The 19389-nt window shown below is 73.2% G+C and carries 16 protein-coding genes and 1 riboswitch; of the genes, 14 read left to right on the top strand and 2 right to left on the bottom strand.

The window, feature by feature from the left end; genetic code table 11:
* Positions 1-2: 2 nt before the first annotated feature.
* The 8 genes from coaBC to AB0C19_RS26835 all read left to right on the top strand — a co-directional run bounded on the left by coaBC (position 3) and on the right by AB0C19_RS26835 (position 11490).
* Positions 3-1211 carry a bifunctional phosphopantothenoylcysteine decarboxylase/phosphopantothenate--cysteine ligase CoaBC gene (gene coaBC, locus AB0C19_RS26870; RefSeq protein WP_112641759.1) on the top strand — a complete coding sequence of 403 codons (1209 nt, stop codon included), beginning with the start codon at positions 3-5 and terminating at the stop codon, positions 1209-1211.
* Positions 1212-1298: 87 nt separating this feature from the next.
* Entirely contained in the window at positions 1299-2492 is a 1194-nt protein-coding gene (gene metK, locus AB0C19_RS26865; protein WP_091401916.1) for a methionine adenosyltransferase, read from the top strand.
* A 59-nt stretch (positions 2493-2551) separates the two neighbouring features.
* Complete coding sequence (locus AB0C19_RS26860; protein WP_357189745.1) at positions 2552-4462, top strand: primosomal protein N'; 1911 nt, start codon at positions 2552-2554, stop codon at positions 4460-4462.
* Between the two features lie 257 nt (positions 4463-4719).
* A complete protein-coding gene (locus AB0C19_RS26855; protein ID WP_357189743.1) occupies positions 4720-5703 on the top strand; it encodes an AAA family ATPase in 984 nt (327 codons plus the stop codon).
* Positions 5704-5998: 295 nt separating this feature from the next.
* Positions 5999-8482, top strand: coding sequence for a tetratricopeptide repeat protein (locus tag AB0C19_RS26850; RefSeq protein ID WP_357189741.1), 2484 nt, complete (start codon positions 5999-6001; stop codon positions 8480-8482).
* An 85-nt stretch (positions 8483-8567) separates the two neighbouring features.
* A complete protein-coding gene (gene def, locus AB0C19_RS26845; protein WP_357189739.1) occupies positions 8568-9125 on the top strand; it encodes a peptide deformylase in 558 nt (185 codons plus the stop codon).
* Positions 9126-9130: 5 nt separating this feature from the next.
* Positions 9131-10057, top strand: a complete 927-nt coding sequence (gene fmt / locus AB0C19_RS26840) for a methionyl-tRNA formyltransferase (RefSeq protein ID WP_238686778.1) — start codon at positions 9131-9133, stop codon at positions 10055-10057.
* Positions 10054-11490, top strand: a complete 1437-nt coding sequence (locus AB0C19_RS26835; protein ID WP_357189737.1) for a transcription antitermination factor NusB — start codon at positions 10054-10056, stop codon at positions 11488-11490. The genes fmt and AB0C19_RS26835 overlap by 4 nt, the downstream gene beginning before the upstream one ends.
* A 74-nt stretch (positions 11491-11564) precedes the next feature.
* On the opposite strand, the gene AB0C19_RS26830 is transcribed toward AB0C19_RS26835, so the two are convergent.
* Both AB0C19_RS26830 and AB0C19_RS26825 read right to left on the bottom strand, forming a co-directional pair.
* Positions 11565-12455 carry a septum formation family protein gene (locus tag AB0C19_RS26830; RefSeq protein ID WP_357189801.1) on the bottom strand — a complete coding sequence of 297 codons (891 nt, stop codon included), beginning with the start codon at positions 12453-12455 and terminating at the stop codon, positions 11565-11567.
* Positions 12456-12537: 82 nt separating this feature from the next.
* Positions 12538-13428, bottom strand: a complete 891-nt coding sequence (locus AB0C19_RS26825; RefSeq protein ID WP_357189735.1) for a septum formation family protein — start codon at positions 13426-13428, stop codon at positions 12538-12540.
* A 253-nt stretch (positions 13429-13681) separates the two neighbouring features.
* On the opposite strand from AB0C19_RS26825, the gene rpe reads away from it, so the two are divergent.
* The 6 genes from rpe (at position 13682) to AB0C19_RS26795 (ending at position 19388) form a co-directional block, all read left to right on the top strand.
* Positions 13682-14362, top strand: coding sequence for a ribulose-phosphate 3-epimerase (gene rpe, locus AB0C19_RS26820; RefSeq protein WP_357189733.1), 681 nt, complete (start codon positions 13682-13684; stop codon positions 14360-14362).
* A gap of 1 nt (position 14363) precedes the next feature.
* Positions 14364-15320 (top strand): response regulator, encoded by a 957-nt coding sequence (locus AB0C19_RS26815; protein ID WP_238686775.1) that lies wholly within the window; start codon positions 14364-14366, stop codon positions 15318-15320.
* Between the two features lie 78 nt (positions 15321-15398).
* Positions 15399-15569, top strand: a riboswitch (FMN riboswitch).
* Positions 15570-15735: 166 nt separating this feature from the next.
* A complete protein-coding gene (gene ribD, locus AB0C19_RS26810; RefSeq protein WP_357189730.1) occupies positions 15736-16797 on the top strand; it encodes a bifunctional diaminohydroxyphosphoribosylaminopyrimidine deaminase/5-amino-6-(5-phosphoribosylamino)uracil reductase RibD in 1062 nt (353 codons plus the stop codon).
* A gap of 1 nt (position 16798) precedes the next feature.
* Positions 16799-17437, top strand: coding sequence for a riboflavin synthase (locus tag AB0C19_RS26805; protein WP_357189728.1), 639 nt, complete (start codon positions 16799-16801; stop codon positions 17435-17437).
* Positions 17437-18126 (top strand): nicotinamide riboside transporter PnuC, encoded by a 690-nt coding sequence (gene pnuC / locus AB0C19_RS26800; RefSeq protein WP_357189726.1) that lies wholly within the window; start codon positions 17437-17439, stop codon positions 18124-18126. The genes AB0C19_RS26805 and pnuC overlap by 1 nt, the downstream gene beginning before the upstream one ends.
* Complete coding sequence (locus AB0C19_RS26795; protein ID WP_357189724.1) at positions 18123-19388, top strand: bifunctional 3,4-dihydroxy-2-butanone-4-phosphate synthase/GTP cyclohydrolase II; 1266 nt, start codon at positions 18123-18125, stop codon at positions 19386-19388. Before pnuC ends, AB0C19_RS26795 begins: the two co-directional genes overlap by 4 nt.
* Position 19389: the final 1 nt, after the last annotated feature.

The following is a 19389-nucleotide window of genomic DNA, read 5'->3' as shown; positions in this document are numbered from 1 at the left end:
CGATGTCCGCCTCGATCGTCCTCGGGGTCGGTGGCGGCATCGCCGCCTACAAGGCGTGCGAGCTGCTGCGACTCTTCACCGAATCGGGTCACCGGGTTCGGGTCGTGCCAACCGCGTCGGCGCTCCGCTTCGTTGGAGCGCCGACCTGGGCCGCGCTCTCCGGTCAACCGGTCGCCGACGACGTCTGGACCGACGTCCACGAGGTGCCGCACGTCCGGCTCGGTAAGCAGGCCGACCTGGTGGTGGTCGCGCCGACCACCACCGACCTGCTCGCCAAGGCCGCCCACGGCCTCGCCGACGACCTGCTGACCAACACCCTGCTGACCGCCCGCTGCCCGGTCCTGCTGGCCCCGGCCATGCACACCGAGATGTGGGAGCACCCCGCCACTGTGGCCAACGTGGCCACGTTGCGCTCCCGGGGGGTCCGGGTCATCGAGCCCGCCGTCGGCCGGCTCACCGGCGCCGACACCGGCAAGGGTCGGCTGCCCGACCCGGCGGAGATCTTCGCCGTCGCCGGTCGGCTCCTGGCCCGCGGCGACTCCGCCCCCGCCGACCTGGCCGGTCGCCGGGTGGTGGTCACCGCCGGTGGCACCCGCGAGCCCCTCGACCCGGTGCGTTTCCTGGGCAACCGCTCGTCGGGCAAGCAGGGGTACGCGTTCGCCCGCGCGGCGGTCGCCAGGGGTGCCCGGGTCACGGTCATCTCGGCCAACGTCGGCCTCGCCGACCCGGCCGGGGTCGACCTGATCCGGGTGGGCACCACCGCCGAGTTGCGGGAGGCGACAGTCAAGGCCGCCGTCGAGGCCGACGCGGTGGTGATGGCGGCGGCTCCGGCCGATTTCCGGCCCGCGACGTACGCGACTGGCAAAATCAAGAAGTCGGACGACGGTGTCGCACCCACCATCGAGCTCGTCACGAACCCGGACATCGCGGCGGAGCTCGGCCAGCGCAAACGACCAGGGCAGGTGCTGGTGGTGTTCGCCGCCGAGACCGGCGATGCCGAGGCCAACGGCCGGGCGAAACTCGCCCGGAAGCGGGCCGACCTGATCGTTGTCAACGAGGTCGGTCCGGACCTGGTCTTCGGCGCCGACACCAACACGGTGACGGTCATCGGCGCGGACGGCTCGGTCAGCCGGCTGCCCGAGCAGGCCAAGGAAGCCGTGGCCGACGCCGTCTGGGATCTCGTCGTGGCGCGGCTACCCGGCCGCTCCTGACGGGTGGAACAGGGCGCGACCGATCCCGACACCGGCCGCAGTGGTGATTAGACTGCCGCGGAACGACCTCATACGCTTAGGAGTGCCGTGACACGCCGTCTCTTCACGTCCGAATCGGTCACGGAAGGCCACCCGGACAAGATCGCTGACCAGATCAGCGATGGCATCCTCGACGCGCTGCTGACCGAGGATCCCCACAGCCGCGTGGCAGTGGAGACCATGATCACCACCGGTCAGGTGCACATCGCCGGTGAGGTGACCACCAAGGCGTACGCCGACATCCCGACGATCGTCCGCCGGACCATCCTCGACATCGGTTACGACTCGTCGAAGAAGGGCTTCGACGGCGCCTCCTGCGGGGTCAGCGTCTCCATCGGCGCGCAGTCCGAGGACATCGCGCAGGGTGTGGACAACGCCTTCGAGCTGCGCACCGGGGCATCGGAGAGCGCGCTGGACGCGCAGGGCGCCGGCGACCAGGGCATGATGTTCGGCTTCGCCTGCTCGGAGACGCCCGAGCTGATGCCGCTGCCGATCGCGCTCGCGCACCGGCTGGCCCGTCGCCTCTCGGCGGTGCGCAAGGACGGCACGATCCCGTACCTGCGGCCGGACGGCAAGACCCAGGTCACCATCGAGTACGAGGGGCTGCGCCCGGTCCGGCTGAACACCGTTGTGGTGTCGAGCCAGCACGCCGCCGACATCTCGCTGGACTCGCTGCTCACCCCGGACGTGCGCGACCACGTGATCGCCCCGGAGCTGGAGAGCCTCGGCCTGGACACCGACGGCTACCGGCTGCTGGTCAACCCGACCGGCCGGTTCGAGATCGGCGGCCCGATGGGCGACGCCGGACTGACCGGCCGCAAGATCATCGTCGACACCTACGGCGGGTACGCCCGCCACGGTGGCGGCGCGTTCTCCGGTAAGGACCCGTCGAAGGTCGACCGCTCGGCCGCGTACGCGATGCGCTGGGTGGCCAAGAACGTGGTCGCCGCCGGTCTGGCCGAGCGGTGCGAGGCGCAGGTCGCCTACGCGATCGGCAAGGCGCACCCGGTGAGCCTGTTCATCGAGACGTTCGGCACCGAGACCGTGCCCGTCTCCTCGATCGAGAAGGCCGTCACCGAGGTGTTCGACCTGCGTCCGGCCGCGATCATCCGGGACCTCAACCTGCTCCGCCCGATCTACCAGCAGACCGCCGCGTACGGCCACTTCGGCCGGGAGTTGCCGGACCTGACCTGGGAGAGCACCGACCGGGCCGCCGACCTCAAGTCGGCCGCGGGAGCCTGACCGCCACCAAGCGCAGCGACCGGCGACCCGCGGACGGGTCGCCGGTCGCGCGCGTCTGCGTGGATGTTCCACTGGCGCACCTGGACCGGCCGTTCGACTACCTGGTGCCGGCGGAGCTGGACGAGGTGGCGGTGCCCGGTACCCGGGTGAAGGTGCGCTTCGCCGGGCAACTCGTCGACGGGTGGTTGCTGTCGCGCGCCGACGACTCCGGGCACACCGGCCGCCTCGCGTACCTGGAGAAGGTGGTCTCCCCGGAGCCGGTGCTGGCCCCCGAGGTCGCCCGGCTGGCCCGGGCGGTCGCCGACCGGTACGCGGGCAGCCTCGCCGACGTACTCCGGCTCGCCGTGCCGCCCCGGCACGCGCGGGTGGAGAAGGAGCCCTACGACGAGCCACCCGCCCCGGCGGCCCCCACCGGGGCGGTCGACCCGCGCGGGTGGCGCGACTACCCGACCGGCCCGGCGCTGCTGCGGGCGCTCGCCGACGGCCGGGCGCCCCGCGCGGTCTGGTCGGCGCTGCCCGGTGAGGACTGGGCGGCCCGTTACGCCGACGCGGTGGCGGCCACCGTCGCCGGTGGGCGCGGCGCGGTGGTCGTGGTGCCCGACGCGCGTGACCTCGACCGCCTCGACGCGGCGCTCACCGGTGTGCTCGGCCCGGGGCGGCACGTCAGCCTCTCCGCCGCGCTCGGCCCGGCCCGGCGGTACCGGGCGTTCCTCGCCGCTCGCCGTGGCCAGGTGCCTGTGGTGATCGGCACCCGGGCGGCGATGTTCGCCCCGGTGGCCCGGCTCGGCCTCGTCGCCGTCTGGGACGACGGTGACGACCTGCACTCCGAGCCCCGGGCGCCCTACCCGCACGCCCGCGACGTGCTGCTCACCCGCGCCCACCTCGCCGAGGCCGGTGCGCTCGTCGGCGGGTACGCCCGGACGGCCGAGGCGCAGCTGTTGGTGGAGACCGGCTGGGCCCCGGAGGTGGTCGCCGACCGGGTCACAGTGCGGGCGCGGATCCCGGCCATCGCGCCGACCGGGGACGACCCACAACTGGCCCGCGACCCCGGGGCCGCCACGGCCCGGCTGCCCAGCCTGGCCTGGACGGCCGCCCGCGACGCGCTCCGCCAGGACCTGCCGGTGCTGGTGCAGGTGCCCCGCCGCGGCTACCTCCCGTCGATCTCCTGCGCCGAGTGCCGCACTCCGGCCCGCTGCGCGCACTGCGCCGGCCCGCTCGCGCTGCCCTCGGCCGGTGGTACCCCGGCCTGCCGGTGGTGCGCCCGGGTGGCGGCCGCGTACGCCTGCCCGGAGTGCGGTGGGCGGCGGCTGCGGGCCGCGGTGACCGGCGCTCGGCGGACCGCCGAGGAGCTGGGCCGGGCGTTCCCCGACGTGCCGGTGCGCACCTCGGGGCGCGAGGAGGTGCTGACCGACGTTCCCGGCGGCGCGGCCCTGGTGGTGGCCACCCCGGGCGCCGAGCCGGTCGCCGAGGGTGGCTACGGCGCGGTGCTGCTGCTCGACTCGTGGGCCCTGCTGACCCGGGCCGACCTGCGCGCCGGCGAGGAGGCGCTGCGCCGCTGGCTGGCGGCTGCGGCGCTGGCCCGCCCGGCGCCGGCCGGTCGGGTGGTGGTGGTTGCCGACGGCGCGCTCGCCCCCGTGCAGGCGCTGCTGCGCTGGGACGCCGGCTGGTTCGCCGGTCGGGAGCTGGCCGAGCGCCGCGAGTTGGGCTTCCCGCCCGCAGTGCGGATGGCGAGCGTCACCGGGGCGGCCGAGGCGGTGGCGGACCTGCTGGCGGCGGCCCGGCTGCCGGACGATGCCGAGGTGCTCGGGCCGGTGCCGGCCGAGGAGGGCCGGGAGCGGATGTTGGTCCGGGTGCCCCGGGCCCGGGCCGCCGCGCTCGCCGAGGCTTTGCACTCGGCCGCTGGCGTCCGGGCCGCTCGCAAGGCCGCCGATCCGGTTCGTCTCCAGGTCGATCCGCTGAGCCTTTTCTGAGGCGTTTCGGCCGGTGCCGACCGTCACGGACCTCGCCCGCTACCAGGGGCCCTCGCACACCGCGTCCGGCAAAGCGGTGGCGCCCGAGTGGTAGCATCGCCCGTCATGCCAAGGCGTACGACGGGCTCCAGGTTTCGAGGGGGCGTCAGCCGCGCCGAGCTGGAGCCGTCGCGGGATGGCGCGACGATGGCGGGAACGCGTCGGTCGGGCGCGAGGTCGATGATGTCAATGAGCCGGTGATCAGGGGTGGACCAGTCGTGACCGTTGGACAATCGATCGTCTTCAACGGCGACCTCGGCAGTGGCAAGAGCACCGTGTCGGTCGAGATCGCCAAGCGGCTCGGCATGCGCCGGGTCAGCGTGGGGGACCTCTACCGGGAGATGGCGCAGCAGCGGCAGATGACCGCGCTGCAGCTCAACCTGCACGCCGAGCTCGACCAGGCCGTCGACGGCTACGTCGACCAGCTTCAGCGGGACATCGCCGCCTCCGGTGAGCGCCTCATCATGGACTCCCGGCTGGCCTGGCACTTCTTCACCGACGCGCTCAAGGTGCACATGATCACCGAGCCGGGCGAGGCGGCCCGCCGGGTGCTCGCCCGCCCCTCCGGGCCGGCGGAGAGCTACGCCTCCCTGGACGAGGCCAAGGCCAAGCTCCGGGAGCGCAGCGCGAGCGAGCGCAGCCGGTTCATCATCCGTTACGGGGTGGACAAGGCCCGGCTGCGCAACTATGACCTGATCTGCGACACCACCCGGGCGTCCGCCACCGAGGTGATCGAGCACATCGTGGCCGCGTACGAGGGCACGCTCGGCGCCGAGGTGCTGCGCGACGCGCCGCCGCTGCTGCTGCTGGACCCGGCCCGGGTCTACCCGACCGAGGACATCGCCACCCTGCGTGGTCTGTGGGACACCGACTTCGTCGGTGGGGTGGCCGAGGCCGGCGACGAGGCCCTCGAACCGCTGAAGATCGGGTTCACCGGCGAATACTTCTTCGTCGTCGACGGCCACCGTCGCCTCAGCGCCGCCCTGCAGAACGGGTTCTCGATGGTCCCCGCCCAACTGGTCGCGGAGGTCGACGAGCCGGTAGTGGGTGGGATGACAGCTATCGACTACTTCGCCGCCCAGGTGCGCCCCGGTCTGATCTACGACTGGGAGGCGGCTCACAAGATCCAACTGCCGCTGCCCGAGCCCGCTCTGCTCCGCGGCGACGCGGTGCTCGCGGGGGACCCGGGCGCCAGCGTCTGAACCCAGCGTGCGGCCGGACCGACGCGCGGGGTACGCGCGCCGGCCCGGGTCACCGGGTCGCACGGCGGTCGCGGAACGGCTCAGCCGAGGATGACGCCTGAGGCGCCCACTCCGCCGTGCCGGAGAAGATGTCCTCGTAGGGCATCCGCCAGGCGCGGACCCGACCGGTGGTCACGTAGCCGGTACGGGCGACGTGGAACTGTCATACATTGGCAGCCGTCTATCGAGCGGCGAGGGGCCGGAATTACCCTGCCCGTGCGCATCCGGGGGGCCGGATGACCGGGGTGGGGGTCGCATGTCTGAGCAGTGGATACCTTCCGGCACTCATCAGACGTCACACGGGTCACCCGAGCTGGCCCGCGCCGGCACCGAGGCGCAGACACTGTCCGAGTTGGCCGGGTTGCTGCGCCAGCTACGCCGCCGCGAAGCCCGGCAGCAGGGCGAGACCCTGCTGACGTACCGGCAGTTGGCTGCGAAGACCGGCTGGTCGCGCGGGATCATCGGGGAGTACTTCGCCGGCAACATCCTGCCGCCGCCGGAGCGGTTCGACGCCCTCATTCGACTGCTCGGGGCCACTCCCGCCGAACAGGGAGTGCTGGCCACCGCGCGGGACCGGGTCGAGGAGCGACGTCGACGCCCGAACCGCGACCACGCCACCACCGGGCGGGTGGTGGCGCGGGCCAGGGCCGGCGGCCCACGCGCCGGCGCCCCGTCCCCACGGTTTCCGATACCCCGCCAACTGCCCCCGGCGCTGCCCGGCTTCGTCGGGCGGGCGGCCCAACTCGCCCAGCTCGATGCCGAATGCGCTCGCGCCGTGGCGCCCGGGGACGACGGCGTGGCGTCGGTCACCGTCATGACGTTGTCGGGTACGGCCGGGGTCGGCAAGACGACCCTCGCGGTCACCTTCGCGCACCGGGTCGCCGATCGCTTCCCGGACGGGCAGCTCTACGTCGACCTGCGCGGGTTCGACGCCACCGGGACTGTGGTGACGGCCGTCGAGGCGGTCCGAGGTTTCCTGGAGGCCCTCGAGGTACCGCCCGAACGCATCCCCACCCACCTGCCCGCGCAGGTGGGCCTCTACCGCAGCCTGCTCGCCGGCCGCCGGATGCTGGTGCTGCTGGACAACGCCCGCAACGCCGACCAGATCCGACCCCTGCTGGTCGGCAGCCCGCACTGCCTGGTCCTGGTGACCAGCCGCAGTCGGCTCGCCGGGCTGATCGCCGCCGAAGGCGCCCGGCCGATCGGCGTCGACCTGCTCAGCACCGCTGAGGCCTGGCAACTGTTGGCGCGGCGGCTCGGCGCGGACCGGCTGGCGGCCGAGCCGCAGGCGGTGGACGAGATCATCGAGCGGTGTGCGCGGCTGCCGCTGGCGCTGGCCGTGCTCGCCGCGAGAGGTGCGGAGAAGCCGACGTTCCCGCTGGCCACCCTCGCGGCCGAACTGCGGGCGGCGCCGCGACCACTCGACTCGTTCGACGGAGGGGACGCCGGCACCGACGTGCAGGCCGTCTTCTCCTGGTCGTACCGGAACCTGACCCCGGCAGCGGCCCGCCTGTTCCGGCTCTTCGGCTGTCATCCCGGACCGGACATCGGGTTCGCCGCGGCGGCCAGTCTGGCCGGGCTACCCCCGGCCCAGGTGCCCCGACTGCTGGCTGAGCTGGCCCACGCGCACCTCGTCACCGAGCACACCCCCGGCCGGTTCGGTGCTCACGACCTGCTGCGGGCGTACGCGGCCGAGCAGGTCGAACGTCTCGAACCGGAGCAGGCCCGGCGGGCCGCGATCCGGCGTGGGCTGGACCACTACCTGCACACCGCGCACGCGGCGGCGCTGCTGCTGCAACCGGGACGGGACCCGGTCACCCTCGCCGCCGCCGCGCCGGGTGTGCTGCCCGAGGAGATCACCGACCTCGGTCAGGCGCTCGCCTGGTTCAGTGTCGAGTACCCGGTGCTGCTGGCGGCGGTCGCGCACGCGAGGCGGGCCGGGTTCGACGGCCACGCGTGGCAGCTGGCCTGGACACTGGTGGACTTCCTGCAACGCCGGGGGCGGTGGCCGGACCTGGCCGTGGCCCAGCGCAACGCCCTGGCCGGGGCACAGCGGGCCGGTGACCGACCCGGGCAGGCGAACGCCCACCGCGACCTCGCCCGGGTGCTGTCGCGGCTGGGTCGGGTGAACGAGGCGGCGAGGAACTACCGGCAAGCCCTGGCGATCTTCGCCGAACTGGGCGACCACACCGGGCAGGCGCGCACCCACCGGGCGTTCGGCGCGATGCTCGACGGGCTCGACCGGCACGCCGAGTCGCTGGAGCAGAGCGAGCGGGCCCTGGCGCTGTACCGGGCCGCCGGGCACGTCGCCGGGGAGGCCAGCGCCCGCAACGCGGTGGGGTGGGCGTACGCCCAGCTCGGCCGGTACGAGCCCGCGCTCGGGCACTGCCGGGAGGCGTTGGCGCTGCTGAGGACGACAGGCGATCGGCACGGCGAGGCGAACACCTGGGACAGCCTCGGCTTCATCCACGCCCGACTGGCCGACCATCGAGCGGCGATCCGCTGTTTCCAGCGGGCGATCGGGCTGTACCGGCGGGTCAGCGACCGCTACGACGAGGCGGACACCCTCTCCCGGCTCGGCGAGAGCCGGCAGGCGGTGGGGGACACGGCCGGGGCCGCGCGCACCTGGCGGCGGGCCCTGGTCATCCTCGACGATCTCGGCCACCCGGACGCCGAGCGGGTGCGGGAGCTGTTTGCCGGGGAGCCCGGCGGTGACCCTGGGCACACCGGCGGTGGTTGAGCGAGGTGCGCCGCCCGACGCCCGGCCGGGCACTCCGTAGACTGGTACGGCACCGCTCGTCCACCCGAAGAAGGAGCCGTCCCGCGTGACCGTCCAGCCCATCCGTCTGTTTGGGGATCCGGTGCTGCGCACGCCGGCCGATCCGGTCGTCGACTTCGACGCCGAGCTACGTCGGCTCGTCGCCGACCTCACCGACACGATGCGTGAGCAGAACGGCGCCGGCCTGGCCGCGCCGCAGCTCGGTGTGAGCCTGCGGGTGTTCACGTTCGACGTCGACGACGTCCTCGGACACCTGATCAACCCGGTGCTGGAGTTTCCCGACGAGGAGGAGCAGGACGGCCCGGAGGGCTGCCTGTCCATCCCCGGGCTCTACTTCGACACCAAGCGTCGGCAGAACGTCATCGCCAAGGGCTTCAGCTCGTTCGGCGACCCGATGCAGATCGTCGGCACCGGCCTGATGGCGCGCTGCGTGCAGCACGAGACCGACCACCTCGACGGGGTGCTCTTCCTGGACCGCCTGGACCCGGAGGGGCGCAAGGAAGCCATGAAGGCGATCCGCCAGGCCGAGTGGTACGACGCGGCGGCCCCGCCCACTGTCAAGCTCAGCCCGCACATCAGCGACCCCTTCGGTCTGGGGCGCTGACCCGGATGCGCGTGATCTTCGCCGGTACGCCGGCCGTCGCCGTACCCGCCCTGGCCGCCGTCGCCGCCTCCCGACACGAGCTGGTGGCCGTGGTCACCCGGCCCGACGCGCCCGCGGGGCGTGGGCGGGGCCTGTCCCGCTCGCCGGTCGGCGCGTGGGCCGACGAGCACGGCGTCGAGGTGCTCACACCGGCCCGTCCCCGCGAGCCGGAGTTCCTCGACCGGCTGCGCGAGCTGGAGCCGGCCTGCGTGCCGGTGGTCGCCTACGGCGCGCTGGTGCCGCCGGCGGCCCTGGAGATCCCCCAGCACGGCTGGATCAACCTGCACTTCTCCCTGCTGCCCGCGTGGCGTGGCGCCGCACCCGTGCAGCACGCCGTGCTGCACGGCGACGAGCTGACCGGGGCCAGCGTCTTCCAGTTGGAGGAGGGCCTGGACACCGGCCCGGTCTACGGCACGCTGACCGACGAGATCCGCGCCACCGACACCTCCGGCGATCTGCTGGGGCGGCTCGCCGACTCCGGTGCCGGGCTGCTGGTGGCGGTGCTCGACGCGATCGCCGACGGCACCGCCCGCGCCGAGCCGCAGCCGGCCGACGGGGTGTCGCTGGCGCCGAAGCTGACAGTGGACGACGCGCGGGTGCGCTGGAGCGACCCGGCCTTCGCCGTGGATCGGCGGATCCGGGCCTGCACGCCCGCGCCGGGTGGCTGGACCACGTTCCGCGACGAGCGGGTGAAGCTCGGCCCGGTCGTCCCGGTGCCCGACGGCCCCGAGCTGAAGCCGGGGGAGTTGCTGGTGGAGAAGTCCCGGGTGCTGGCCGGCACGGCGACAGTGCCGGTACGTCTCGGCGAGGTCCGCGCCGCGGGCAAGCGGGCGATGGACGCGACCGACTGGGCGCGCGGCGTCCGGGTCGGCACTGGAGAGGACTTCGCGTGACGGCACCGGAGGGAACCCGACCGACTCGCTCCGGCCCGTCGACCGGCCGTGGCGGGGATCGCCGCCCGGTCCGACCACCGCTGGACCGACCGCGCCGCGCCGCGTACGAGGCGGTGGCGGCGGTGCACCGCGACGACGCGTTCGCCAACCTGGTGCTGCCCATCATCCTGCGGGAAGAGGGGCTGTTCGGTCGGGACGCGGCCTTCGCCACCGAGCTGACCTACGGCACTCTGCGCCACCTGGGCACGTTGGACGCGATCCTGACCGACGCGGCCGGCCGGGATGTGGCCCGGATCGACCCGCCGGTACGCGACGCGCTGCGGCTCGGGGCGTACCAACTCCTGCACACCCGGGTGCCGCCGCACGCCGCTGTCTCGTCGACTGTGGACCTGGTCCGTTCGGTCGCACCGGGCGCTACCGGGTTCGCCAACGCGGTGCTGCGCGAGGTGTCCACCCGTGACGCGGACGCCTGGGTGGCGAAGCTCGCCCCACCGATGGAGACCGACCCGGTCGGGCACCTCGCGTTGGCGTACAGCCACCCGCAGTGGATCGTGCGGGCCTTCTCCGAGGCGCTCGGCGGCGATCTGGGTGAGACGGAGCGCCTCCTGATCGAGGACAATGAGCGCCCGCCGGTGCACCTGTGTGCCCGGCCCGGCCTGATCGACCCGGTCGAGCTGGCCGACCAGGTTGGTGGAGCGCCCGGTGCCTTCTCGCCGTACGCCGTCTATCTGCCCGGCGGGTCGCCGGGCGACATCCCCGCGGTGGTCGACGGCCGGGCCCACGTCCAGGACGAGGGCTCCCAACTGGTGGCCACCGCGCTCGCCGACGCGCCGCTGGACGGCCCGGACGGGCGTTGGCTGGACCTGTGCGCCGGCCCGGGTGGCAAGGCCGGGTTGCTCGGCGCGCTGGCCGCGCAGCGGGGTGCCCGGGTGACAGCTGTGGAGGTGGCCGAGCACCGCGCCCGGCTGGTCTCCCTGGCGACCCGGGATCTGCCGGTGGCCGTGCTGACGATGGACGGCCGTGAGGTCGGCGGGGACCCGAAGCTGCCGGAGCAGCACTTCGACCGGGTGCTTGTCGACGCGCCGTGCACCGGGCTGGGGTCGCTGCGTCGTCGGCCGGAGTCGCGCTGGCGTCGCCAACCGTCCGACCTGCCGCCGCTGACCCGGCTGCAACGGGAACTGCTCGGCGCGGCGCTACGGGCGGTCCGCCCGGGTGGCCTGGTCGCCTACGTCACCTGTTCGCCGCACACCGTCGAGACGCACGTGACGGTTACCGAGGCGGCCCGCCGTAGCGGGGTTGCTGTGGACTTCGTGGACGCCCGCCCGCTGCTGCCGGCCGGCATGCCCGGTCTCGGTGACGGGCCGACAGTGCAGCTCTGGCCACACCGCCACGGCACCGACGCGATGTTCCTCGCCGTCCTGCGCCGAGGCTGATCCGTTCCACGCGTCCGGCCGGTCAGCCGACCGGCCGGACGCGGTGCGACAACGCTCGGCCCGACCGACACGCGCTAGGTGACCGGGAGGCCCTTGGTGCCGGCGTTCTTCATCGAGCGGGTCAGGTTCCGGTCGGAGATCCAGAGGAAGCACTGCACGCCCCGGTTCCCGTTGCGCCACTCCTCCTCGTACGGCTGGTAGTAGATCGTGCCGGCGCGGAAGTCGAGCTGGGAGTTGTCCGGGACCTTGGCGTACTTGGCGATCATCGTCTGGCAGGCCCGGTGGGTCCGCTTGGTGCTGCGGGTGAACTCGGTGTAGCTGGTGTCCGGCGCCTGCCAGACGCCGACGAACTCGGCGTGGTGCTTGGCGGTGCAGGAGACCGGCACCATCTCGTCGATGTCGTCCTTGACCAGCTTCGGGTTGAAGCAGCGGTACGCCAGCGGGGCCGTTCCGGACAGCGCGCCCTTGAGGCTGCCGGTGCGCAGGTCGACGGCTGTGTCGTCGATGCTGGCGATCTCGGTGACGTCGCAGCGGTACCAGCGGGCCCCGCCCGACCAGGCCTGCGGCGACGGCAGCACGACGGTCAGGCCGAGCCGCCCGGAACGCCAGTCGGCTCCCACCGCCTTGTTGACCGCCGTGTCGCACCCGGTCTGCGCGGCTCGCATGCCGGGCGAGCCGGGCTGCGGGGGCGTGCCACCCTCGGCACCCGGGCCGGTGAGGGTGCCGACGTGCATGGTCTCCACCCGGTGCGCCTCCGTGCACGCCGTCGGGTTGTAGCCGGTCAGGAAGCCGACCTGCTGGGAGCTCTGGTGGCAGACGTCGGCAGCGGGGACGAACTGCTGCGCCGCGACGGGCGCCGGCCAGTCGTCGATGAGGTCACTGTCGACTCCGGCGGGTGCGCCGCACCCGGCCAGCGCCAGGGCCAGCGCCCCACCCCCGGCGAACGCCGCCAACCACCGTCGCATCCCGACCTCCCGCCGCTGCCGGCCCCCGACCGGACCCAGCCGGTCGATAGCGCCACGGCGCAGCAGCATACGGCAACGATGCTCAGATCGCGGGCAGTCCCTCAGGACCGGCGCCGCGCATCGAGCGGGTGAGTTTGCGGTCGTCGCTCCACAGGAAACAGCGCACTCCACGGTCGCCCTCCTCCCACTCCCGTTGCGACGGCGGGTAGTAGATGGACCCGGCCCGGTACGGCAGTTCGCTGTTGTTGGGCACCGCCGCGTACTCGGCGATCAGCGCCATGCAGCGTCGGTGCGCCTGCTCGGCGGACCTGGCGAACTCCGCCCAGCTCATGTCCCGCTCCTCGTAGACGCCCACGAACTCGGCGCGGTGCGGCTCGGTGCAGAGCACCGGCGCCATGTAGTTGAGGTTGTCGCCGATCAGCTTGGGGTCGAAGCAGCGGTGCGTCAGGGGCGTGTCGCCGATCAACGCGCCGCGCAGGCTGCCGGTCCGGTTCACCGGGCGGGTGTTGTCGATGCTGCCGGTCTCGCTGAGGTCGCAGCGGAACCAGCGGGCGCCGCCGGCCCAGGCGGGCCCGGACGGCAACGCGAGGGACAGCGCGAGACGGGCCGTGTGCCAGTCGCCGCCGAGCACCTCCCGGGCCCGCTGGTCGCACTCGGCGCGAGCCGTGCGCAGCGCCGACGATCCGGGTGCCGGTCGGGCCTCGGTCAGCGCGTCGGGCCCGACGAAGGTGCCGACGTGGATGGTCTCGGCCAGGTGGTTGCGCGCGCAGTCCACCGTCTCGTACGTGCTGGCCTGCACAACGGTGGCGATCCGCGGCAGACAGGTGTCGGTGGCGGGTGTGAACGGCTTCGGAACCCGCAGCGTCGGCCAGTCGTCGGTGAGATCACCGTCCGCGCCCCGCGCCGGCGCGCAGCCGGCCAGCAGCAAAGTCGTGACGCTGGCCAGCACCAGCGCTGGAAGCCACCGTCGCATCGTCCGCCCTCCCGGGAGCTGGCGGCCGGTCGCCGCGCCCGCGGCGAGACCCCGGCGGGCGTGCAGCCTACGGCACCGTCCCGGATGGAGTGTCGTCGCGTTTCCGTCGATCGGCCAGTGGCTGATGTCTGTTCGTCCGGATTCGGGGGTCCGGAGCGTCCAATTCTGCACCAATGGTCACTGCTGGGTCACAGCGCGTCCCCACAGGTGCCGCGATGCGGGTGGCGGGTGGCCACGTTCGTACACTGGCCCCGTGACCGTACCGCCGCCGATCGTCGCGCCGAGCATCCTGGCCGCCGATTTCGCCCGCCTCGCCGAAGAGGTCCGTGCCGTCGAGGACGCCGCGGACTGGTTGCACGTCGACGTGATGGACAACCACTTCGTGCCGAACCTGACCATTGGGCTGCCCGTTGTGCAGAGCCTGCGGGCCGTCACGGCGATGCCCTTCGACGTGCACCTGATGATCGAGGACCCGCGCCGGTGGGCCCCCGGGTACGCCGACGCCGGGGCGTACAACGTCACCTTCCACGCGGAGGCGTCCGACGACCCGGTGGCGCTCGCCAAGGACCTGCGTTCGGCCGGTGCGAAGGCGGGCCTGGCCATCGACCGGGACACCCCGATCGAGCCCTACCTGGACCTGCTGCCCAGCTTCGACACCCTGTTGATCATGACGATCAAGGCGGGCTTCGGTGGGCAGCGGTTCATTCCGCAGCTCCTGGAGAAGGTGCGGACGGCCCGGCGGCACGCGTCGGCCGGGCACCTGGAACTGCGCATCGAGGTGGACGGCGGGATCGCCGCCGACACCATCGAGCAGGCGTCCGCGGCTGGCGCTGACGCGTTCGTGGCCGGCACCGCGGTGTACGGGGCCGCCGACCCGGCGGAGGCGGTACGGCACCTGCGGGCACTGGCGGAACGCGCGGCGCCCGGGGCCTGAGGTGGAGCCCGAGGCCGACCGCAAGGACATCATCCTCGTCGTGGACGACGACGAGGACATCGCTCGGTTCGTCGAGTTCAACCTGCGGCTGCACGGCTTCGAGGTGATCCACGCCAGCGACGGCCAGGAGGCCCTGGAGGTCATCGAGCGCCAGCGGCCGGACCTGGCGGTGGTCGACCTCATGATGCCCCGGATCGACGGGCTGGAGCTGACCCGCCGGCTGCGCGCCGACCCGATGACGTCCGCCCTTCCGGTGATCATGCTGACCGCCAAGGGGATGACAGTCGACAAGGTGCACGGGCTCAGCGCCGGCGCGGACGACTACCTGGTCAAGCCGTTCGACACTGCCGAGCTGGTGGCCCGGGTCTCGTCCACGCTGCGCCGCAACAAGGAGTTCCGGGAGGTCTCCCCGCTGACCGGGCTGCCCGGCAACAGCCGGATCCGTCGGGAGATCAGCGATCGGGTGCGAAACGGCGTGGACTACGCCGTCGGCTACGTCGACATCGACCGGTTCAAGAGCGTCAACGACCGGTACGGCTTCGTGCGCGGCGACGACTTCATCTCCGCGCTGGCCCGCAGCCTGCACCGGGCGGTGGTGGGCGTCGGGCTGCCACCGGCCTTCCTCGGTCACGTCGGCGGCGACGACTTCGTCATCGTCTGCGCCCCGGACCAGGTGCGCCCACTGACGTCCCGGGCGGTCGTCGACTTCGAGAACGCCGCCGACACGCTCTACGACCAGACCGACCGGGAGCGCGGCTTCGTCGAGTTGAAGGATCGACGCGGCAACATCCGGCGGGCGGCCCTGGTCACGCTCTCCATCGGGGTGTCCCTCTCCGACGCCGGCAAACGGTTCACCGACCCGCTCGAAGCGATAGCTGTGGCCTCGGAGATGAAGACGGTGGCCAAGAGCCAACCGGGCTCGTACGTGGCGGTGGACCGGCGTCGCGGCGTCACCTGAGCGTGATACCGCTGTGAAGTAGCTCGCCTAGGTGGCGGCGGAGCCGGATCGGCGTGTAAGACTTCCCGTGTACCCACCACGCGCTGGCGGGACTCGGTGAAATTCCGAACCGGCGGTGATCCACGGTCCAACCGTGGTCAGCCCGCGACCCGGACGGCTCTGCCGTCCGGTGGACCTGGTGAAAATCCGGGGCCGACGGTTGGGGGCGGTTCGTCCGCGCCCAGACAGTCCGGATGGGAGACAGCGCGCGGGACGGACGGGTCCGAGCCGGCCGCTGGCTTCAGCGTGCCGTGCCGACCCCCCGGGGCGGCTGTGCCGTTCCCGGAATCCGCCACCGCCTGCCCGTGGCCCCATGGCCACCGCCTCCCTGACCGCCCGCGCGCGGACCGGCGAGTGAGAGGGCAGGGGCAGCGCGATGGCCAGCGTCTCCGTTGATGAGGCGATGCGGCGTGCGATCGAGTTGGCGGCGCGCGGGCTCGGCACCACCAGCCCCAACCCCGTGGTCGGGTGCGTGCTCCTCGACTCCGACGGCGAGGTCGTGGGCGAGGGCTTCCACGCGTACGCCGGGGGGCCGCACGCCGAGATCGTCGCCCTGGCGCAGGCCGGGCGGCGGGCCAAGGGCGGCACCGCTGTCGTCACTCTGGAACCCTGCGACCACACCGGCCGCACCGGCCCCTGCAGTTCCGCGCTCGTCCAGGCCGGGGTGGGCCGGGTGGTCATCGCCGTGCCCGACCCGAACCCTGTCGCTTCCGGGGGCGCCGCCACCTTGCGCGCCGCCGGGGTCCGGGTCGATCTGGGGGTACGCGGCGAGGAGGCCGAGGCCGGCAACGTCGCGTGGTTGACCTCGATGCGCCGGGGCTGGCCGTACGTGATCTGGAAGTACGCCGCCACGCTCGACGGGCGCTCCGCCGCGGCGGACGGCACCAGCATGTGGATCACCTCGGAGGCGGCCCGGATCGACGTGCACGCGCTGCGCGGCACTGTCGACGCGGTCATCGCCGGGGTGGGCACAGTGCTCGCCGACGACCCCCGGTTGACCGCCCGCAACCTGCGTGACGGCAGCCTGGCCATCCGGCAGCCGCTGCGGGTGGTGGTGGACAGCTCGGGGCGTACCCCGGCTGACGCCAAGGTCCGCGACGGCGCCGCGCGCACGTGGATCGCTACCGCCGACGAGGTCGGCGCCGACCCGGACGGCCGGGTCGACCTGTCGGCGCTGCTCGCGGCGCTGCACCAGCGCGGAGTCCGCGCGGTGCTGCTGGAGGGCGGCCCCCGGCTGGCCGGCGCGTTTCTGAAGGCCGGCCTGGTCGACAAGATCGTCGGATACGTCGCGCCGCGGCTGCTCGGCGCCGGCCCGACCGCTCTGGTCGACGTGGGAGTGACCACCATCGCCGAGGCAATCGATCTGGAGTTCGTCGACGTTACGCAGATCGGTCCGGATCTCCGGATCACCGCTTTGCCCCGCAAAAGGGAGGGCTGAGATGTTCACCGGCATTATCGAGGAATTGGGCGAGATCGTCCGGGTGGAGCCGACGGCAGGCGATTCGGCGCTGCTGGGCGTCCGCGGCCCGCTGGTCACGTCCGACGCCCGGCACGGCGACTCGATCGCCGTCAACGGTGTCTGCCTGACCGTCGTGGAGGTGGGCGACGGCGTCTTCACCGCCGACGTGATGGGGGAGACGCTGCGCCGCTCCGCGCTCGGCGCGCTGCGCCCCGGCGACCCGGTCAACCTGGAGCGGGCCGCCGCGCTCGGTAGCCGCCTCGGCGGGCACCTGGTGCAGGGCCACGTCGACGGCGTCGGTGAACTCATCTCCCGGGAACCGGCCGAGCAGTGGGAGACCGTCCGGTTCCGACTGCCCGCCGCCCTGTCCCGCTACGTGGTGGAGAAGGGCTCGATCACCATCGACGGTGTCTCGTTGACAGTCGCCGCCGTCGGCGCTGACGAATTCGCCGTCGGGCTGATCCCCACCACGCTCAAGCTGACCACGCTCGGCGCGAAGGGCGTCGGCGACCCGGTCAACCTGGAGGTGGACGTGCTGGCCAAGTACGTCGAGCGGCTGCTCGGCGACCGGCTCACCGACACCAGCGGGCTGGCCGCGAACCAGGGCGGGGTGGCCTGATGGGCCCGCTCAGTTGGCTGCTGGACGCGCAGGTGCACGTCGCCGGCTCGCCGGTGCTGGCCAGGGAGATCGTCGGCAACGCGTTCGGGCTGGTCTCGGCGCTGCTCGGGTTGCGCCGGCTGGTCTGGGCGTGGCCGGTCGGCATGGTCGGTAACGCGCTGCTCCTCACCGTCTTCCTCGGCGGGGTGTTCGCCACACCGCAGGAGCACGACCTGTACGGGCAGGCCGGCCGGCAGGTGTTCTTCTTCGCTGTCAGCGTCTACGGCTGGTGGCGCTGGCAGCGCAACCGTCGCGCCGACGGCGGGCAGGCCGCTGTCGTGCCGCGCTGGGCCACCGGACGGGAGCGGCTGATGCTGCTGGTGGCCGCCGTGATCGGCACCGCCGCGGCGTACCCGCTGCTCAAGGCCCTGGGCTCGTGGGGCCCGCTGCCCGACGCCTGGATCCTCACCGGCAGCCTGCTGGCCACGTACGGGATGGCCCGCGGCTGGGTGGAGTTCTGGCTGCTCTGGATCGCTGTGGACGCGGTCGGGGTGCCGCTGCTGCTGCGCGGCGGGTTCTACCCGTCGGCCGTCATGTACCTGATCTACGGCGCCCTCTGCGTCTGGGGCTTCGCCGCCTGGTGGCGCACCTCCCGCGCCGCCCGACCGGCGACCGTCCGTACGCCCATCTACACGGAGGCTGTCGCGTGACCAGCTTTGGGGATATTGAGCAGGCGATCGCGGACATCGCGGCCGGGCGGCCGGTCGTCGTGGTCGACGACGCGGACCGGGAGAACGAGGGCGACCTGATCTTCGCGGCCGAGTTGGCCACGCCGGAGCTGATGGCGTTCATGGTGCGCTACACCTCCGGCTACGTCTGCGTGGCGTTGACCGAGAGCGAAGCCGACCGGCTCGACCTGCCGCCGATGCACCACACCAACCAGGACCGGCGCGGCACCGCGTACACGGTGACAGTGGACGCCCGCGAGGGGGTCAGCACCGGCATTTCGGCGGCCGACCGGGCGCACACTAGCCGGCTGCTCGCCGACGCGGCGACCGACCCGACCGACCTGGCCCGCCCCGGGCACGTGGTGCCGCTGCGCGCTCGCGAGGGCGGGGTGCTGCGCCGACCCGGGCACACCGAGGCGGGGATCGACCTGACCCGGCTGGCCGGGCTGCGTCCGGCGGGCGTGCTCTGCGAGCTGGTCAACGACGACGGCACCATGATGCGCCTGCCGGACCTGGAGAAGTTCTCCGCCGAGCACGGCCTCACGCTCGTCACCATCGCCGACCTGATCGCCTACCGTCGGCGTACCGAGAAGCAGGTCGAGCTGGTCGCCGACGCCCGGATGCCGACGAAGCACGGGGTGTTCCGGGCGCTCGGCTACCGCGCCGAGCACGACCCGGCCGAACATGTCGCGATGGTGCTGGGTGACCTCGGTGACGGCCAGGACGTGCTGGTCCGGGTGCACTCCGAGTGCCTGACCGGGGACGTGTTCGGCTCGCTGCGCTGCGACTGTGGGCCGCAGCTGGACGCCGCGCTGGCGCGGGTCGGGCAGGAAGGCCGGGGCGTGGTGCTCTACGTCCGTGGGCACGAGGGGCGCGGCATCGGCCTGCTGCACAAGCTGCAGGCGTACCAGTTGCAGGACCTGGGCCGCGACACCGTCGACGCCAACCTCGACCTGGGCCTGCCGGCCGACGCCCGCGACTACGGCACCGGCGCGCAGATCCTCTACGACCTGGGCGTGCGGTCGATGCGGCTGCTGACAAACAACCCGGCCAAGCGGGCCGGGCTGGAGGGGTACGGGTTGACCATCACCGGCCGCGAGGGGCTGCCGGTCGGCGCGCACCCGGAGAACATGCGCTACCTGCGCACCAAGCGGGACCGGATGGGTCACCTGCTGGACGAGTTGGACGAGGTGTCCGAGGCGCCGCTGGGGCGTCCGGTCGCCAACGACGAGATCGGAGCATGAC

Origin of the sequence: Micromonospora sp. NPDC048842 (genome assembly GCF_040649935.1) — a bacterium.
In the GTDB taxonomy this organism is placed as follows: domain Bacteria; phylum Actinomycetota; class Actinomycetes; order Mycobacteriales; family Micromonosporaceae; genus Micromonospora; species Micromonospora hortensis.
This window is presented reverse-complemented; position numbering and strand designations above follow the sequence as displayed.